This window comes from Variovorax paradoxus NBRC 15149, assembly GCF_001591365.1.
Classification (GTDB): Bacteria; Pseudomonadota; Gammaproteobacteria; order Burkholderiales; family Burkholderiaceae_C; genus Variovorax; species Variovorax paradoxus.
On sequence record NZ_BCUT01000007.1, the window covers coordinates 633487 to 649105 of the forward strand.

The following is a 15619-nucleotide window of genomic DNA, read 5'->3' on the forward strand; positions in this document are numbered from 1 at the left end:
TCATGGGGCAGGAAAGCCGCGGGGCTTACTCGACCTTGGCCTTCGCGCGCAGTTCTTCCTGGTACTTCTGCAGGCGCTGCTGCTGCAGCTGCTGCGTGATCTGCGGCTGAACTTCTTCCAGCTTCGGCAGTTGCGCCTGGCGGACATCGTCGACGCGGATGATGTGGTAGCCGAACTGCGTCTTGACGGGGGCGGGCGTGGTCTCGCCCTTCTTGAGCTTGATCATTGCTTCGGAGAACTCGGGCACGAAGCTCGCGGGGTTGGCCCAGTCGAGATCGCCGCCGTTGGCGCCCGATCCCGGGTCCTTGCTCTGCTTCTTGGCGATGTCCTCGAACTTGGCGCCCTTCTTCAGGTCGGCCATGATCTTCTTGGCCTGGTCCTCGGTCTCGACCAGGATGTGGCGGGCCTTGTATTCCTTGCCGCCGTTGGCCGCCACGAACTTGTCGTACTCGGCCTTCACCTCGGCATCGGAGACCGGGCTGGTCTTGCGGTAGTTCTCGAACAGCGCGCGGATCAGGATGGCCTGGCGGGCGAGTTCGAGCTGGTTCCTGTAGTCGTCGGTGGCGTCCAGGCCCTGCTTCTGCGCTTCCTGCATGAACACTTCGCGCGCGACGATTTCCTCGCGCAGCTGGCCCTGCATTTCCGGCGTGACCGGGCGGCCGGCCGCGGCCAGCTGCTGGGCCAGCACGTCCATGCGCGCCTTGGGCACGGGCTTGCCGTTGACGATGGCTGCGTTCTGCGCCACGGCCGCCAGAGGAATCGCACCGAGCAGCGCTGCGGCCGCAACGGCCTGCAAGAGTTGTTTTTTCATGAAATGAATATCAGGCTGGAGGGGAAATGCGCGTGTAGGAAAAAGCGCGTGGAAAAAAGCGGAGGAGCGGGAAAAAAGGGTCGGGCCGCCGCGGCCGTATCGGCGCGTGCCGGCAATCGAACGACTCAGAGCACCTCGATGGCGATGGCGTGCAGACCCTGTGCGATAAAAACTTGGAGGGCATCATACACAAGGCGATGTCGCGCCACGCGGGGCTTCCCTTCGAACAGTGGGGAAGCAATGCGGACCCGGAAGTGGGTGCCCCGGCCCTCGGCATTGGCGCCGGCGTGGCCGGCATGGGCGCCGCTCTCGTCGATCACCTCGAGCGTGGTGGGCTGCAGCGTCTGGCGCAGCGCCGCTTCGAGGTCGCGCGCCGTGGGCAGCGGATGGGTGGTGGCGGTGCTCATACGGAGGGTTCGTCGTTCTTGAGGTGCGGCGAGATGTAGAGGCCCTGCGCCACCAGGAACACGATCGGGAACACGTAGCCCCAGAGCTTGAAGTTGACCCATGCCTCGGTGGTGAAGTAGGCCGCAACGTAGCCGTTGATGGCCGCCATGAAGAGGCAGTAGCCGATCCACGCCACGTTCAGGCGCCCCCAGATGCGGTCCGGCAGCTGCAGCTGCGAGCCCAGCAGCATCTTGAGGAAGTTCTTCTTCAGCGCCCAGAGCGCCACCGCCAACGCGATGGCCATGGCGCCGTACAGGACCGTGGGCTTCCACTTGATGAAGCGGTCGTCGTGCAGCACCAGCGTGAGCGTGCCGAACAGCAGGATCAGCACCAGCGTGGCCTTCTGCATGGCCTGCAGCTTGCGCTCCATGGCGTAGATGATGCCCATCTGCAGCACGGTGGCGGCCATCAGCACGCCGGTGGCGGTATAGATGTCGGCCAGCTTGTAGGCGCCGAAGAACAGCAGGATCGGAAAGAAGTCGAGGATCAGTTTCATGCGCTGGGCAGGCCGGTTCGGTGGTTGCTTATTTCTTCTTGAAGTCGAGCGAGGCGGAATTCATGCAGTACCGCAGGCCGGTTTCGGTGGGGCCGTCGGGGAACACGTGGCCCAGGTGGGCGCCGCAATTGGCGCAGACGTTCTCGGTGCGCACCATGCCGTGCGAGCGGTCGACGATGTTGCGGATGGCGCCCGGCACCGCCTCTTGCGAGAAGCTCGGCCAGCCGCAGCCCGCGTCGAACTTGGTGGACGATTCGAACAGCTTGGCGCCGCAGCAGATGCAGTGGTAGGTGCCGTCGTCCCAGTGCGCCTCGTACTTGCCGGTGAAGGGGCGTTCGGTGGCCGCGTGGCGCGTGACCTCGAAGGCCGCGGGCTCGGCGCCTTTTTCGGCAAGCAGGGCTTTCCATTCGGCGTCGGTTTTCTCGATGGGAGTGGTCATGATGAGCAGCTGATTTCGATCGTGGAGGCCCAGTCGGGCGGGAACCCGGCATAGGCATCGGCGCCGGGATGTTCTTCAAATGGGGTTTCGAGCAGCGCCAACAAGGTTGCCACAGCCGAGAAGTCCTTCTGGCTGGCCGCTTCGATGGCCTGCTGGCCCAGGTGGTTCCGCAAGACGTACTTCGGATTCGATCTGAGCATCAGGTCCGCGGCCTGGGCGCGCGGTGCCTGCGCATGCCGCTCTGAAAAGGATAGCAGCCAGGCATCGAAGCCCGCACGGTCCAGGAACAGGTCGCGCACGGGTTCAGCGTTGCCGCCCGCCATGTGCTGCGAAAGGCGGCGCCAGAAGATGGTGTAGTCGACCTTTTCGGCGGCCATGAGCTTCAGCACGCCCTCGATGAGCGCGCGATCGCCTTCGGCCGGCTCCGCGAGGCCGAGCTTGGCGCGCATGCGGCTCTCGAACTCGCGCGGGAACACCGTCTTGTAGGACTCCAGCGCGGCGACGGCGATTTCCTGGTCGCCGATCAGCGGCAACAGCGCCTGCGCCAGGCAGAACAGGTTCCAGTAGGCCACGTTGGGCTGCTGGTTGAAGGCATAGCGGCCGCTGGTGTCGCTGTGGTTGCAGATGTGGCGCGGATCGAAGCCGTCCAGGAACTGGAACGGCCCGTAGTCGATGGTGAGCCCGAGGATGCTCATGTTGTCGGTGTTCATCACGCCGTGGCAAAAGCCCACGGCCTGCCATTGCGCGAGCAGGGCGGCGGTGCGCTCGCTCACGGCTTCCAGGAAGGCCGCGTAGGCATTGCCGTTGAAGCGCTCGGTGGCGCGGCAGCCCGGGTAGTAGCGGTCGATGACGTAGTCGGCCAGCGCGCGCAGCTCGGCCTCGCGCTGGTTGGCCGAGAAGTGCTCGAAGTGGCCGAAGCGGATGAAGCTGGGCGCCACGCGGGTCACGACGGCGGCGGTTTCGGGCATTTCGCGGTACACGCGTGCGTCGGAGCCCGTGACGCAGAGCGCGCGGGTGGTTGGGATGCCCAGGCCGTGCATGGCCTCGCTGCAGAGGAATTCGCGGATGCTGGAGCGCAGCACGGCGCGGCCGTCGGCGCCGCGCGAGTAGGGCGTGCGGCCCGCGCCCTTGAGCTGCACTTCGAGGCCGCCCTCGGTTTCGCCGAGCATGATGGCGCGGCCATCGCCGAGCTGGCCGGCCCAGACGCCGAACTGATGGCCGCTGTACACGGTGGCGAAGGGCTGCGTTCCGGCGACGGGCAGGTTGCCGGTCAGTGCCGCCAGCGTGCCCTCCGATTGCCGCCAATCGGCCGGCAGGCCGAGCAGGCGGGCCGCCGCCTCGCTGTAGCCCACCCAGTAGGGGGGATCGGGCAGGGGCGTCGGCCGCAGTTCGGTGAGAAAGGCGGGGCCCAGCGCCCGGAATCCGGGTTTCCAGCGCAATCCCAGGTCCGCGGCGGCCGTGTCTTCAGCAAGCAAGCTCATGTCCGGATTGTCCGGCAGAGCGCGAGACCCCTGGCGATGCGGGCCATCGGAAGGTCGAGGCCCCTTCAGTGGGCCAGCGCCGGCGTGTCCCAGATGCGCGCCCGGTATTGGGCGGGCGGCAGCCCGAACCAGCGCTTGCAGGCCCGGAAGAAGTTGCTGCTGTCGACGAAGCCGAGCATGTCGGCCACGTCGGTGAGCGTGTGGCGGTCTTCCGCCAGGTACTGCTGCGCCAGTTCGCGGCGGGTGCGGTCGAGCAGCGACTGGAACGACACCGACTCCTGCTGCAGCCGCCGCTGCAGCGTGCGCTCCGCAAGGCCGAGACCCGCGGCCACGTCCTGCCGGCGCGGTTCGCCTTGCGGCAGCCGGCGTGCAATCTCGGCGCACACCAGGGTGCTGGTGGTGGTCTGGCCCAGCAAATTCAGCTGCTCGTCCAGCAGGTGCTCCTGCATTTCGCCCAGTGTGGGGTGGTGGGTGGGCAGCGGCATTGCCATGTCGGCCGCCGACAGCAGCAGCCGGTTGGCCGGCGCGTTGTAGCGGATCCCGCAGCCGAAGGCCTCGCGGTGCAACCGGTCGTCGGCGGGCGGCGGATAGACGAATTCGAGCGCCAGCGGCTGCAGCTCGCGCCGCGTGAGCCACTGGCACTGCATGAAGACGGTCAGCAGGGCGTATTCGACGCGCTGGCGCGGAATCGGGAGGCTGCCGCCGGTGTGCTCCATCACCATCCAGCAGCCGCGCGCCTCGCGCTGCAGCGAGAAAGCGGTCGCGTCGGAGATCACCGCCATGTAGCGCGTGAGCCGCGCGAGCGCCGCGCCCAGGTCGGCGCTGCAGGCCATGGCGTGGCCGACCGTACCCAGCTTGCTGTGCGTGGCGGCCAGGTCGCGCGCGAGGCCCAGCGTGGGCTTGCCGGCGCGAGCCACCGCCAGCTGCCAGAGCACCGAGATCTCGTCCACCGGAATGCGGGTGTTCTGCCGATGCAGCGAATCGGGGTCGAAGCCCGCGTCGCGCAGCAGCGAGGGCACGTCGATTCCTTCGGCCTCGAACATCGAGAGCACGCCTTCGAGCCAGGCGGCCGAACTGGTCCGCAGCTCGGGCTGCTGCGCGCAGCCGGACCGGCGTTGCGGCCGGCGCTGGGCATGCGGCATGGAGGCTCCTGAAGTCATTGAATTGGCGCGCTTGCGATAGCGGGGGAAACGGCGTGCGTTCCTAGAATTTTTAGGGGTTCGGCGGGCCGGAGTATGGCCACCGGACGCGCAGGCAGGAATTCCGATTAACCCGGTGTGGAGACAAAAAATGGACAAGGCACTGACAGCAGCGGTACGCGCCCGGCCAGAAAACCAGCGCATGGCGGCAACGACCACAGCGGCGGCGGCGCGGGCACTGGCCGCGGCGGCCTGCCTGGCCCTCGCGGCCTGCGGCGGCGGCTCCTCGGGCGGGTCGTTCTCGTTCCTGCCGGCCGCACCGCCTGCACCGCCGCCCCCGGCCGCGCCGCCGCCGGCCGCCGATGGGCCCATGGTGCGCCAGACCACCGCCGGCAAGATCGAGGGCGTGGACGACAGCGCCAGCTCGGGCACCTGGTTCTGGAAGGGCGTTCCCTTCGCGCAGCCGCCGGTCGGCGCGCTGCGCTGGCGTGCGCCGGTGGAACCCGAGGCCTGGAGCGGCATCCGCCCGGCCGCGAAGTTCGGCAATGCCTGCCTGCAGATCGGCCGGCTCTTCAGCCCCGGCGCCAACAACACCTACGACGCCACCATCGGCACCACGCTGGGCAAGCCGGTCGGCAGCGAGGACTGCCTGTTCGTCAACATCTGGCGGCCCGCGACGGACGAGCGGAACCTGCCGGTGCTGCTGTTCGTGCACGGCGGCAGCAATATTTCGGGCTACACGGCCGATCCGCTCTACGACGGCGCCCGGCTCGCGAAGGCCGCCAACGCGGTGGTCGTCACCGCCAGCTACCGCCTGGGCATCCTGGGCTTCCTGAACATGCCGCAGCTGCGCCCGGGCGGCAGCGCGGGAGACGACTCGGGCAACTTCGCGCTGCTCGACAACATGGCGGCGCTGCGCTTCATCAAGAACAACATCGCGAACTTCGGCGGCGATCCGGGCAACGTCACGCTGTCGGGCGAATCGGCCGGCGCCACCAACCTGCTGGCGGTGATGACCTCGCCGATGGCCAAGGGCCTGTTCCACAAGGCCTTCGAGATGAGCGGCGGCATCTCGCTCGCGAGCAACCTGCCGCCAGGCACGCTGCCGACCCTGGCGCCGGCAGCGGCTTCGCTCGCGCAGGGGCAGTCGATCCTCGAGAAGCTGCTCGTGGCCGACGGCACCGCCGCCGACGCGGCCGCCGCCAAGGCCTACATCGGCACGCGCACGCCGGCGCAGATTGCCGAGTACCTGCGCGCCCAGGAGGGTGGGGCGATGCTGGCCACGGTGGTCGCCAACGGCCTGGGCAGCGTCGCGCCGATTCCCGACGGCACGGTGCTGCCGGCCGATCCGATCGGCGCCATCGCGGCCGGCAACTACGCCAAGGTGCCGATGCTGGCCGGCAACACGCGCGACGAGGGCAAGCTCTTCGCCGCGCTGCTGGGAACCATCGGCTTCCCGAAGCCGGGCTGGATCGTCACCGATGCCCAGCGCTTCTCGATGATGTTCAACTTCGACCCCGATGCACCGCCCACGCTCACGGTGGCCGACATCATCGATGCGTCCTACCTTCCGGTAGACACGCCCGGCACCGGCTACAACGCGGCCACCGCCGTCATCACGAAAGGCCTGTTCGAGGCCAACCGCGACAACCTGCTCAACACCATGAAGACGCAGCAGTCGAACATCTGGCACTACCGCCTCGACTGGGCGCAGGAGCCCTCGCCGTGGAACGACGTGTACGGGGCCGCGCATGCCTTCGACCTGCCGTTCGTGTTCGGCAACTTCAGCGGCTCGCTGCTCAGCAACGTGATGGGCGGCAAGGCCAACCAGGCGGGCCGGCTCGCGCTGTCCAGGGCGGTGATGGCCAGCGTCGGCGCCTTCATGCGCAAGGGCGACCCGAACACGCCCGAACTTGGTGCAACCTGGGCGACATGGCCGTCGCAGCTGCGGCTCGACGCCACGCCCTCGGCGGCCGTGGTCACGCCGGCGCAGGCCGTGCCTTGATCGGGCGCATCAATGAGCCGCTCCGTTCAATCCGGCAGTGCGGGTTTGTGTCATTGTGGAAGTGGCCGAAGCTTGCGTGAATCCGTTGTCCGCAAGCTTTCATGAAGTCATTTCAAAAAGGAGTCCGTAGATGCTGGGTTTGATGCAAGACCAACCGCTCTTGATCTCGTCGCTGATCGAGTTCGCCGAGCGCCACAACGGCGACGGCGAGATCGTCTCGCGCCGGGTCGAGGGCGACATCCACCGCACGACGTGGGGCGGGATCGCATCGCGCGCCCGGCAGGTGGCCAATGCGCTGGACGGCGAGCAGCTGCTGTTCAGCGACCGCATCGCCACGCTGGCGTGGAACGGCTACCGGCACCTGGAGCTGTACTACGGCGTGAGCGGCAGCGGCCGCGTGCTGCACACCATCAACCCGCGCCTGCACCCCGACCAGATCGCCTGGATCGCCAACCACGCGGAAGACCAGATCCTGTGCTTCGACCTGAACTTCCTGCCGCTGGTGCAGGCAGTGCATGCCAAGTGCCCCACGGTGCGCAAATGGATTGCCCTGTGCGACGCCGACAGGCTGCCGGCGGACAGCGGCGTGCCCAACCTCGTGAGCTACGAAAGCTGGATCGGCGGGCAGTCCACCGGCTACGACTGGCCCACCTTCGACGAGAACTCGGCCTCGAGCATGTGCTACACGAGCGGCACCACGGGCAACCCCAAGGCCGCGCTCTACAGCCACCGCTCGACCATGCTGCATGCCTACGCCGCGGCTCTGCCCGACGTCATGCGGCTGTCGGCGCGCGACTCGGTGCTGCCGGTGGTGCCGATGTTCCACGTCAACGCCTGGGGCATTCCGTACTCGGCCGCGCTGGTGGGCTGCAAGCTCGTGTTTCCGGGTCCGGCGCTCGACGGCAAGTCGGTGTACGAGCTGATCGAATCCGAGGGCGTGACCTTCGCGGCCGGCGTGCCCACCGTGTGGCAGATGATGCTCGGCCACATGCAGGCCAACGGCCTGAAGTTCAGCAAGCTCAACCGCACGGTGATCGGCGGCTCGGCCTGCCCGCCGGCCATGATCACGGCGTTCCAGGAGAACTACAGCGTCGAGGTGCTGCATGCCTGGGGCATGACCGAGATGAGCCCGCTGGGCACGCTGTGCACGCTCAAGAACAAGCACCTGTCGCTGCCGCCCGATGCGCAGCTGCAGATCCGCATGAAGCAGGGCCGCGCGATCTTCGGCGTCGACATGAAGATCGTCGACGGCAACGGCAAGGAGCTGCCCTGGGACGGCAAGGCCTACGGCGACCTGTTGGTCAAGGGCCCCTGGATCGTGAAGGAATACTTCAAGGGCGAGGGCGGCGATCCGCTCATCCGCGACGCGCAGGGCCGCGGCTGGTTCCCCACCGGCGACGTCGCCACCATCGACGCCGAGGGCTACCTGCAGATCACCGACCGCAGCAAGGACGTGATCAAGTCCGGCGGCGAGTGGATCAGCTCCATCGAGATCGAGAACATCGCCGTCGCGCACCCGGCCGTGGCCATGGCCGCCTGCATCGGCGTGTACCACCCCAAGTGGGACGAGCGGCCGATCATCGCGGTGGTGAAGAAGCCCAATGCCGAAGTCGCGCGCGAGGAGCTGCTGAAGTTCTACGAGGGCAAGACGGCCAAGTGGCAGATCCCGGACGACGTGGTGTTTGTCGAGGCGATTCCGATCGGCGCCACCGGCAAGATCCTCAAGACCAAGCTTCGCGAACTGCTCAAGGACTACAAGCTGCCCACCTGCTGACCCCCCGCCAAGGCCCGGCCGCGCTGTCGCGCATGCGATAGCAAGGCCGCTTCGGCGGCCTTCCTTCCGGGCAATCCCTGTGCGGCGAAGAAAAGGGCGCTTGTACGCTGGCATCCCGCCTTTCACTCCGGAGACTCTTCATGCAATTTGCCATCAAGTCAGCAGCCGCCTGTGCCATGTTGGTCGGCATGACGGCCGCACTCGCCCAGAAGGGCGAGACCGTCAAGATCGCCTGGCTCGATCCGCTGTCGGGCCTGATGGCGGCGGTGGGAACCAACCAGCTCAAGACCACGCAGTTCCTGGCCGAAGAGTTCAACAAGAAGAATGCCTCGGGCGTGAAGTTCGAGATCATCGCCATCGACAACAAGCTCAGCCCGCAAGAGACGACCGCGGCGCTGCGCTCGGCGCAGGACCAGGGTGCGCGCTACATCACCCAGGGCAACGGCTCGGGCCCGGCGCTTGCGATCATCGACGCCGTCGAGAAGAACAACGCGCGCAATCCCGGCAAGGAACTGCTTTACCTGAACTACGCGGCGGTCGACCCCGACCTCACCAACAGCAAGTGCAGCTACTGGCACTTCCGGCTCGACGCCGACACCTCGATGAAGATGGAAGCGCTGACCACCTGGATGAAGGACCAGCCCGACATCAAGAAGGTCTACATCCTCGGCCAGAACTATTCGCACGGCCAGCAGGTGTCGAAGTTCGCCAAGGAAGACCTGAAGGCCAAGCGCCCTGACATCCAGATCGTGGGCGACGACCTGCACCCGCTCGCGCAGGTGCGCGACTTCTCGCCCTACATCGCCAAGATCAAGGCCTCGGGCGCCGACACGGTCATCACGGGCAACTGGGGCTCCGACCTGTCGCTGCTCATCAAGGCGGCGAACGACTCGGGGCTGGACGTCAAGTTCCTGACGTACTACGCGCCGGGCGCCGGCACGCCCACGGCCATGGGCGCCACCTCGGCAGGCAAGGTCTACACGGTGGCCTATGCCCACTACAACATGGGCGGCGAGATCCAGCGGCTTCTTGCCGGCTACAAGAAGAAGATGAACGACGACCTGACGCAGTCCTCGATCTATCACACGTTCGCATTGCTCGATGCCGCTTTCGTCCAGACCAAATCGACCGATCCGGTCAAGGTCGCGGCCGCACTCGAAGGCATGAAGATCAAGAGCTTCAATGGCGAAGTCGAGATGCGCAAGGCGGATCACCAGCTGCAGCAGGGCCTCTACATCTCGCGCTGGGAAAAGGCCAGCGCCAAGTACCCCTACGACGCCGAGAACACCGGCTACACGAATGTCCCCGTGAAGTACTACGAGTCGTATGTGGCGAGCACGCCCACCACCTGCCAGATGAAGCGCCCCTGAGCATCCATGTGAATGCGTTTCCTACCCGCGGGTAGCAGCTGCCTACCCATGGGTAGCAACTTGAAGGAATGCAGTGTCGCCTGCGCGATAGAAACGGGCCTTTGCGGCCGCCCCCTCCGGGCATTCCCTGAGGGGTGGGCCTGCAAACGCTTGTACTCTCGTGCGGCCATTTGAATCGGTTTGACCAGGAGAAATAGATCGTGAAGTTCGCTCTGAAAATCGCTACCGCCTCCATCCTTGCAGCGAGCGCCGCCGGCGCCCTGGCCCAGAAGGGCGAGACCGTGAAGATCGCCTGGCTCGACCCGCTGTCGGGCCTGATGGCGGCCGTTGGCACCAACCAGCTCAAGACCTTCCAGTTCCTGGCCGAAGAATTCAACAAGAAGAACGCGGCCGGCGTGAAGTTCGAGGTCATCGCCATCGACAACAAGCTGAGCCCGCAGGAAACCACCAGCGCCCTGCGCTCGGCCATGGACCAGGGCGCACGCTACGTGGTGCAGGGCAACGGCTCCGGCCCGGCGCTGGCCATCATCGACGCGCTCGAGAAGCACAACGCCCGCAACCCGGGCAAGGAAGTGCTCTACATCAACTACGCGGCCGTCGACCCCGACCTCACCAACAGCAAGTGCAGCTACTGGCACTTCCGCCTCGATGCCGACACCTCCATGAAGATGGAAGCGCTGACCGCCTTCATGAAGGAGCAGCCCGACATCAAGAAGGTCTACCTCATCAACCAGAACTACTCGCACGGCCAGCAGGTCTCCAAGTTCGCCAAGCAGAACCTCAAGGACAAGCGGCCCGATGTCGAGATCGTGGGCGACGACCTGCATCCGCTGGCCCAGGTGCGCGACTTCTCGCCCTACATCGCCAAGATCAAGGCCTCGGGTGCCGACACCGTCATCACCGGCAACTGGGGCTCCGACCTCGCGCTGCTCATCAAGTCGGCCAACGACTCGGGCCTGAACGTCAAGTTCTACACCTACTACGCCGTGACCAACGGCACGCCCACCGCCATGGGCGCGGCATCGGACGGCAAGGTCTACCAGGTGGGCTACAGCCACTACAACGCGCCTGGCCCCGTCCAGCCGCTGATGAACGAGTTCAAGAAGAAGTTCAACGACGACATGTACACCACCGACATCTACACGGTGTACGCCATGCTCAGCGAAGCCTTCGTGCGCACCAAGTCGACCGAGCCCGTCAAGGTGGCGGCCGCGATGGAAGGCATGAAGTTCAAGAGCTTCAACGGCGATGTCGAGATGCGCAAGTCCGACCACCAGCTGCAGCAGGGCCTGTGGATCACGCGCTGGCAGAAGGCCGACGCCAAGAACCCCTACAGCCCGGAGAACACCGGCTACACGCTGGCGCCCGTCAAGTTCTATGAAGCCTACGTGGCGAGCACGCCCACGTCGTGCCAGATGAAGCGGCCCAACAACTCCTGATCGCCCGATCGCGCGCCGACCGGTCGAGGCCCGACTTCAACACTCGGGCCTTTTTCTTTTCTTACCTGACACGAAAGACCGATGAACGTCGAATTCTTCGTCATCTCGCTGCTCAACGGCGTCAGCTACGGGCTGCTGCTGTTCATGCTGAGCTCCGGCCTCACGCTGATCTTCAGCATGATGGGCGTGCTCAACTTTGCGCACGCCAGCTTCTACATGCTGGGCGCCTACATCGCCTACACGCTCTCGGGCATCGTCGGCTTCTGGCCGGCGCTGTTCATCGCGCCGCTCCTGGTGGGCCTCTTGGGCGCGGCCTTCGAGCGCTACAGCCTGCGCCGGGTCCACAAGTTCGGCCACGTGCCGGAGCTCCTGGTGACCTTCGGGCTTTCGTACCTCATCCTGGAGCTGGTGCAGCTCGCCTGGGGCCGCTCGACCGTGCCCTACGGCCTGCCGCCGCAACTGCAGGGGCCGCTGTTCTCGCTGTACGGCACGCAGTTTCCCAAGTCGCGCTCGTTCATCATGCTGGTGGCCGTGCTGATGCTCATCTCGGTGTGGCTGCTGCTCACGCGCACGCGCATCGGCCTGGTGATCCAGGCGGCGCTCAAGCACCCCGACATGGTCGAGGCGCTGGGCCACAACGTGCCGCGCGTCTTCATGCTGGTGTTCGGCGGCGGTGCCGCGCTCGCGGGCCTTGCGGGCGTGGTGGGCGGCAACACCTACGTCACCGAACCCGCGATGGCGGCGTCGGTGGGCTCGATCATCTTCGTGGTGGTGGTGGTCGGCGGCATGGGCTCGCTGGCCGGGGCGTTCCTGGCGTCGCTTCTGATCGGCATCATCCAAACCTTCGCGGTGGCCATGGACCAGTCGTTTGCCGGCGGCCTGCAGATGCTGGGCTTCACGGTGACCGACCAGACCTTCGGCTACGAGCTGCTCAAGCTCACGATCTCGCAGGTCGCGCCGATCCTGCCGTACCTGTTCCTGGTGCTGATTCTCATCTTCAGGCCCAAGGGTCTTCTTGGCACCCGGGAGGACTGAAGCCATGACAAGCACAACCACCACGACCACTGCGACCACCACCACGCAGTACTACCGCTTCAAGCCCTGGAACATCGGGCGCTTCCTGATCTGGTCGCTGTTCGCGATCGTGCTGATCGTCTCGCCGATGCTGTTCAAGAGCAGCCTGGCGCTCACCATGCTCTCGCAGATGGGCTACCTGATCATCATCTGCCTGAGCTACAACATCCTGCTGGGGCAGGGCGGCATGCTGAGCTTCGGGCATGCCGTGTATGTCGGGCTCGGTTCCTTCCTTGCGATCCATGCGATGAACATGGGCGAGAAGGGCGGGCTGCAGATTCCGCTGGTGGCCATTCCGCTGGTGGGGGGCCTGGCCGGCATGTTCTTTGCCATCCTGCTGGGCTTCGTCACGACGAAGAAGTCGGGCACCACCTTCGCGATGATCACGCTGGGCATCGGCGAGCTGGTGGCCTCCATGGCGCTGATGTTCCCGAGCTTCTTCGGCGGCGAGGGCGGCATCACCACCAACCGCGTGTACGGGCCGAGCTTCTTCGGCTTCAACTTCGGCCCGCAGATCCAGGTGTACTACCTGATCGCCGCCTACTGCTTCGTCTGCACCGCGCTCATGTATGCCTTCACCGGCACGCCGCTCGGGCGCATGCTGAATGCGGTGCGCGACAACCCGGAGCGCGTGGAGTTCATCGGCTACAACACGCAGCGCGTGCGCTACTTCGCCTTCATCATCGCGGGCTTCTTCGCAGGCATCGGCGGCGGGCTGGCGTCGATCAACTTCGAGATCGTGAACGCGGCCGACAGCCTGAGCGCCATCCGCTCGGGCGGCTACCTGCTGTTCACCTTCCTGGGCGGCGCGGTGTTCTTCTTCGGGCCGATCATCGGCGCGGTGCTGCTGGTGTTCGCCTCGATCCTGCTGTCGGAGCTCTCCAAGGCCTGGCAGCTCTACTTCGGCCTGGTGTTCGTGTTCATGGTGATGTTCGCGCCCGGCGGCATCGCCAGCCTGGTGATGATGAACCTGCGGGTTGCCAGGTTCGGCAAGTTCGGCCGCTTCTGGCTGCTGTACGTCGCGCTCGCGGTGGCACTGGTGCCGGTGGTGGTGGGCGCCGCCGCGCTGATCGAGATGATCTATCACATCCAGCTCAATGCGGCGCTCGGACCCAACCTGAACTACTTCGGCGTGGCGATCGATACATCCTCTGCGGCAAGCTGGCTCGGCGCCGCCGCGATCCTGGCCGTGGGCCTGGCTGCGCTGGAGGTGGCGCGCCGGCGCTTCGTGCGTGTCTGGGGCCAGGCGCAGGAAGAGATCGAAGCAGAAATCAAGCGCCGGGAGGCTGCGTAATGAGCGCGCAATATGCACTGGAACTGAAGTCGCTGCGCAAGAATTTCGGCAAGACCGAAATCATCCGCGGCGTGGACCTGGCCGTGAAGGCCGGGGAACGCGTGGCCATCATCGGCCCCAACGGAGCGGGCAAGTCGACGCTGTTCAACCTGATCAGCGGACGGCTCGCACCCACGAGCGGCGAGGTGCTGCTGAACGGCGAGCGCATCGACGGCAAGAAGCCCTACGAGATCAACCGGCTGGGCCTGTCGCGCAGCTTCCAGATCACCAACATCTTCCCAAAGCTCAGCGTGTTCGAGAACCTGCGCTGCGGCGTGCTGTGGAGCCTGGGCTACCGCTACACCTTCCTGCGCTTTCTCTCGAACCTGGACGACGCCAACGCGCGCACCGAAGAGCTCATCAAGCAGATCGGCCTGCAGCGCAAGCGCGACGTGCATGCGGTGAACCTCACCTATGCGGAGCAGCGCGCGCTCGAGATCGGCGTGACCATTGCGGGCGGCGCCGGTGTGATTCTTCTGGACGAGCCCACGGCGGGCATGAGCAAGACCGAGACGGCGCACTTCATCTCGCTCATCAAGCACGTGACGGTCGGCAAGACGCTGCTGACGGTGGAGCACGACATGGGCGTGGTCTTCGGGCTGGCCGACAAGATCGCGGTGGTGGTATATGGCGAGGTCATTGCCTTCGACACGCCGGCTGCCGTTCGCGCCAATGCGCGGGTTCAGGAGGCGTATCTGGGGTCTTCCGTTGCCGATGCGCAGGGGGCGGGGCATTGATGAATTCCTGCTTTTCTTTGCATTGCGTTGTTCGCCGTTCGGGGCGCGCTCCCGCCGACGGGGCACCTTGCTCCGCGAATGTCCTCCGGCCTGCGGCCTCCCCCTTGATTTCGCTGCGCAAGGCACCCCATCGACGGGAGCGTTGGACAGAGCGGTTGTTGATCGACCGGCACAAGCGCTGCGCCCAGCGTGCACAGGGCATCGGGTGCTCCCCGCAGCGAAATAAAGGAGGAGCCGAAGGCGGGGGACATTCGCGGAGGGGAGTACCCGGTGGCCTGTGCACGCGCCCTGGACAAGAGCGCCCAGAACAACAACGCCAAGAACACAAGCAACCCGCAACACAACAACACGCCGCGGAGCCATTGACATGCTGAAGCTTCACGACATCCACGCCTACTACGGCAAGAGCCATGTGCTGCATGGCGTTTCCTTCAACGTGGGCGCCGGCGAGATCGTCGCGCTGCTGGGCCGCAACGGCTCGGGCCGCTCGACCACCGCCAAGGCCATCATGGGCCTGGTGCATGCCGAGGGTACGCTGCGCTGGAAAGACCAGGACATCCTGCGCAGGAAGGCCTACGAGATCGCCCACCTGGGCATCGGCTACGTGCCCGAGAACCGCGACATCTTTCCCAAGCTCACGGTGCACCAGAACCTGCTCCTGGGCCAGAAGGGCTCGGGCAAGGGCAGCCGCTGGTCCTTCGACGACATGTACGGCATGTTCCCGCGCCTCAAGGAGCGCCAGCACACCGAGGCCGGCGTGCTCTCGGGCGGCGAGCAGCAGATGCTCACGCTGTGCCGCACGCTGATGGGCGACCCTGACCTGATCATCATCGACGAGCCCACCGAAGGCCTTGCGCCCAAGATCGTCGAGCTGGTGGGGCAGTACCTGAAGACGCTCAAGGACAAGGGCATCTCGGTGCTGCTGATCGAGCAGAAGCTGACCATCGCGATGCAGATCTCCGACCGCGCGCTCGTCATGGGCCACGGCAGCATCGTGTTCGACGGCACGCCCGACAGCCTGCGTGCGGACGCAACCACTCGCAAAGAGTGGCTCGAGGTCTGAAGAAGCCCTCC

At 65.9% G+C, this 15619-nt stretch carries 14 protein-coding genes; 8 read left to right on the forward strand and 6 right to left on the reverse strand.

Going from position 1 to position 15619, the window contains the following annotated elements:
- Positions 1-25: 25 nt before the first annotated feature.
- The 6 genes from VPA02S_RS28545 to VPA02S_RS28570 all read right to left on the reverse strand — a co-directional run bounded on the left by VPA02S_RS28545 (position 26) and on the right by VPA02S_RS28570 (position 4816).
- Positions 26-811, reverse strand: a complete 786-nt coding sequence (locus VPA02S_RS28545; protein ID WP_012748041.1) for a peptidylprolyl isomerase — start codon at positions 809-811, stop codon at positions 26-28.
- Positions 812-936: 125 nt separating this feature from the next.
- Positions 937-1218 (reverse strand): BolA family protein, encoded by a 282-nt coding sequence (locus VPA02S_RS28550; RefSeq protein ID WP_018904499.1) that lies wholly within the window; start codon positions 1216-1218, stop codon positions 937-939.
- On the reverse strand, positions 1215-1754 hold the full coding sequence (locus tag VPA02S_RS28555; RefSeq protein ID WP_012748039.1) for a septation protein A: 540 nt from the start codon (positions 1752-1754) through the stop codon (positions 1215-1217). Before VPA02S_RS28555 ends, VPA02S_RS28550 begins: the two co-directional genes overlap by 4 nt.
- Before the next feature lie 28 nt (positions 1755-1782).
- Positions 1783-2193 carry a peptide-methionine (R)-S-oxide reductase MsrB gene (msrB, locus tag VPA02S_RS28560; RefSeq protein ID WP_012748038.1) on the reverse strand — a complete coding sequence of 137 codons (411 nt, stop codon included), beginning with the start codon at positions 2191-2193 and terminating at the stop codon, positions 1783-1785.
- A complete protein-coding gene (locus VPA02S_RS28565) occupies positions 2190-3674 on the reverse strand; it encodes a protein adenylyltransferase SelO (RefSeq protein WP_018904498.1) in 1485 nt (494 codons plus the stop codon). The genes msrB and VPA02S_RS28565 overlap by 4 nt, the downstream gene beginning before the upstream one ends.
- Positions 3675-3739: 65 nt before the next feature.
- Positions 3740-4816, reverse strand: a complete 1077-nt coding sequence (locus VPA02S_RS28570) for an AraC family transcriptional regulator (RefSeq protein ID WP_018904497.1) — start codon at positions 4814-4816, stop codon at positions 3740-3742.
- 199 nt (positions 4817-5015) lie between these two features.
- Here VPA02S_RS28570 and VPA02S_RS28575 point away from each other — a divergent pair, with 199 nt between their 5' ends.
- The 8 genes from VPA02S_RS28575 to VPA02S_RS28610 all read left to right on the forward strand — a co-directional run bounded on the left by VPA02S_RS28575 (position 5016) and on the right by VPA02S_RS28610 (position 15608).
- Positions 5016-6818 carry a carboxylesterase/lipase family protein gene (locus VPA02S_RS28575; RefSeq protein WP_018904496.1) on the forward strand — a complete coding sequence of 601 codons (1803 nt, stop codon included), beginning with the start codon at positions 5016-5018 and terminating at the stop codon, positions 6816-6818.
- A gap of 130 nt (positions 6819-6948) precedes the next feature.
- On the forward strand, positions 6949-8592 hold the full coding sequence (locus VPA02S_RS28580) for a 3-(methylthio)propionyl-CoA ligase (RefSeq protein WP_018904495.1): 1644 nt from the start codon (positions 6949-6951) through the stop codon (positions 8590-8592).
- A 140-nt stretch (positions 8593-8732) separates the two neighbouring features.
- Positions 8733-9962, forward strand: coding sequence for a branched-chain amino acid ABC transporter substrate-binding protein (locus tag VPA02S_RS28585; RefSeq protein ID WP_012748033.1), 1230 nt, complete (start codon positions 8733-8735; stop codon positions 9960-9962).
- A gap of 200 nt (positions 9963-10162) precedes the next feature.
- Positions 10163-11401: a branched-chain amino acid ABC transporter substrate-binding protein gene (locus tag VPA02S_RS28590; RefSeq protein WP_012748032.1), complete on the forward strand. Its 1239-nt coding sequence runs from the start codon at positions 10163-10165 to the stop codon at positions 11399-11401.
- A gap of 81 nt (positions 11402-11482) precedes the next feature.
- Positions 11483-12436 (forward strand): branched-chain amino acid ABC transporter permease, encoded by a 954-nt coding sequence (locus VPA02S_RS28595; RefSeq protein ID WP_012748031.1) that lies wholly within the window; start codon positions 11483-11485, stop codon positions 12434-12436.
- 4 nt (positions 12437-12440) lie between these two features.
- Positions 12441-13769: a branched-chain amino acid ABC transporter permease gene (locus VPA02S_RS28600; RefSeq protein ID WP_018904494.1), complete on the forward strand. Its 1329-nt coding sequence runs from the start codon at positions 12441-12443 to the stop codon at positions 13767-13769.
- Complete coding sequence (locus VPA02S_RS28605; protein ID WP_018904493.1) at positions 13769-14545, forward strand: ABC transporter ATP-binding protein; 777 nt, start codon at positions 13769-13771, stop codon at positions 14543-14545. The genes VPA02S_RS28600 and VPA02S_RS28605 overlap by 1 nt, the downstream gene beginning before the upstream one ends.
- Positions 14546-14912: 367 nt before the next feature.
- Positions 14913-15608, forward strand: a complete 696-nt coding sequence (locus tag VPA02S_RS28610; RefSeq protein ID WP_018904492.1) for an ABC transporter ATP-binding protein — start codon at positions 14913-14915, stop codon at positions 15606-15608.
- Positions 15609-15619 lie beyond the last annotated feature (11 nt).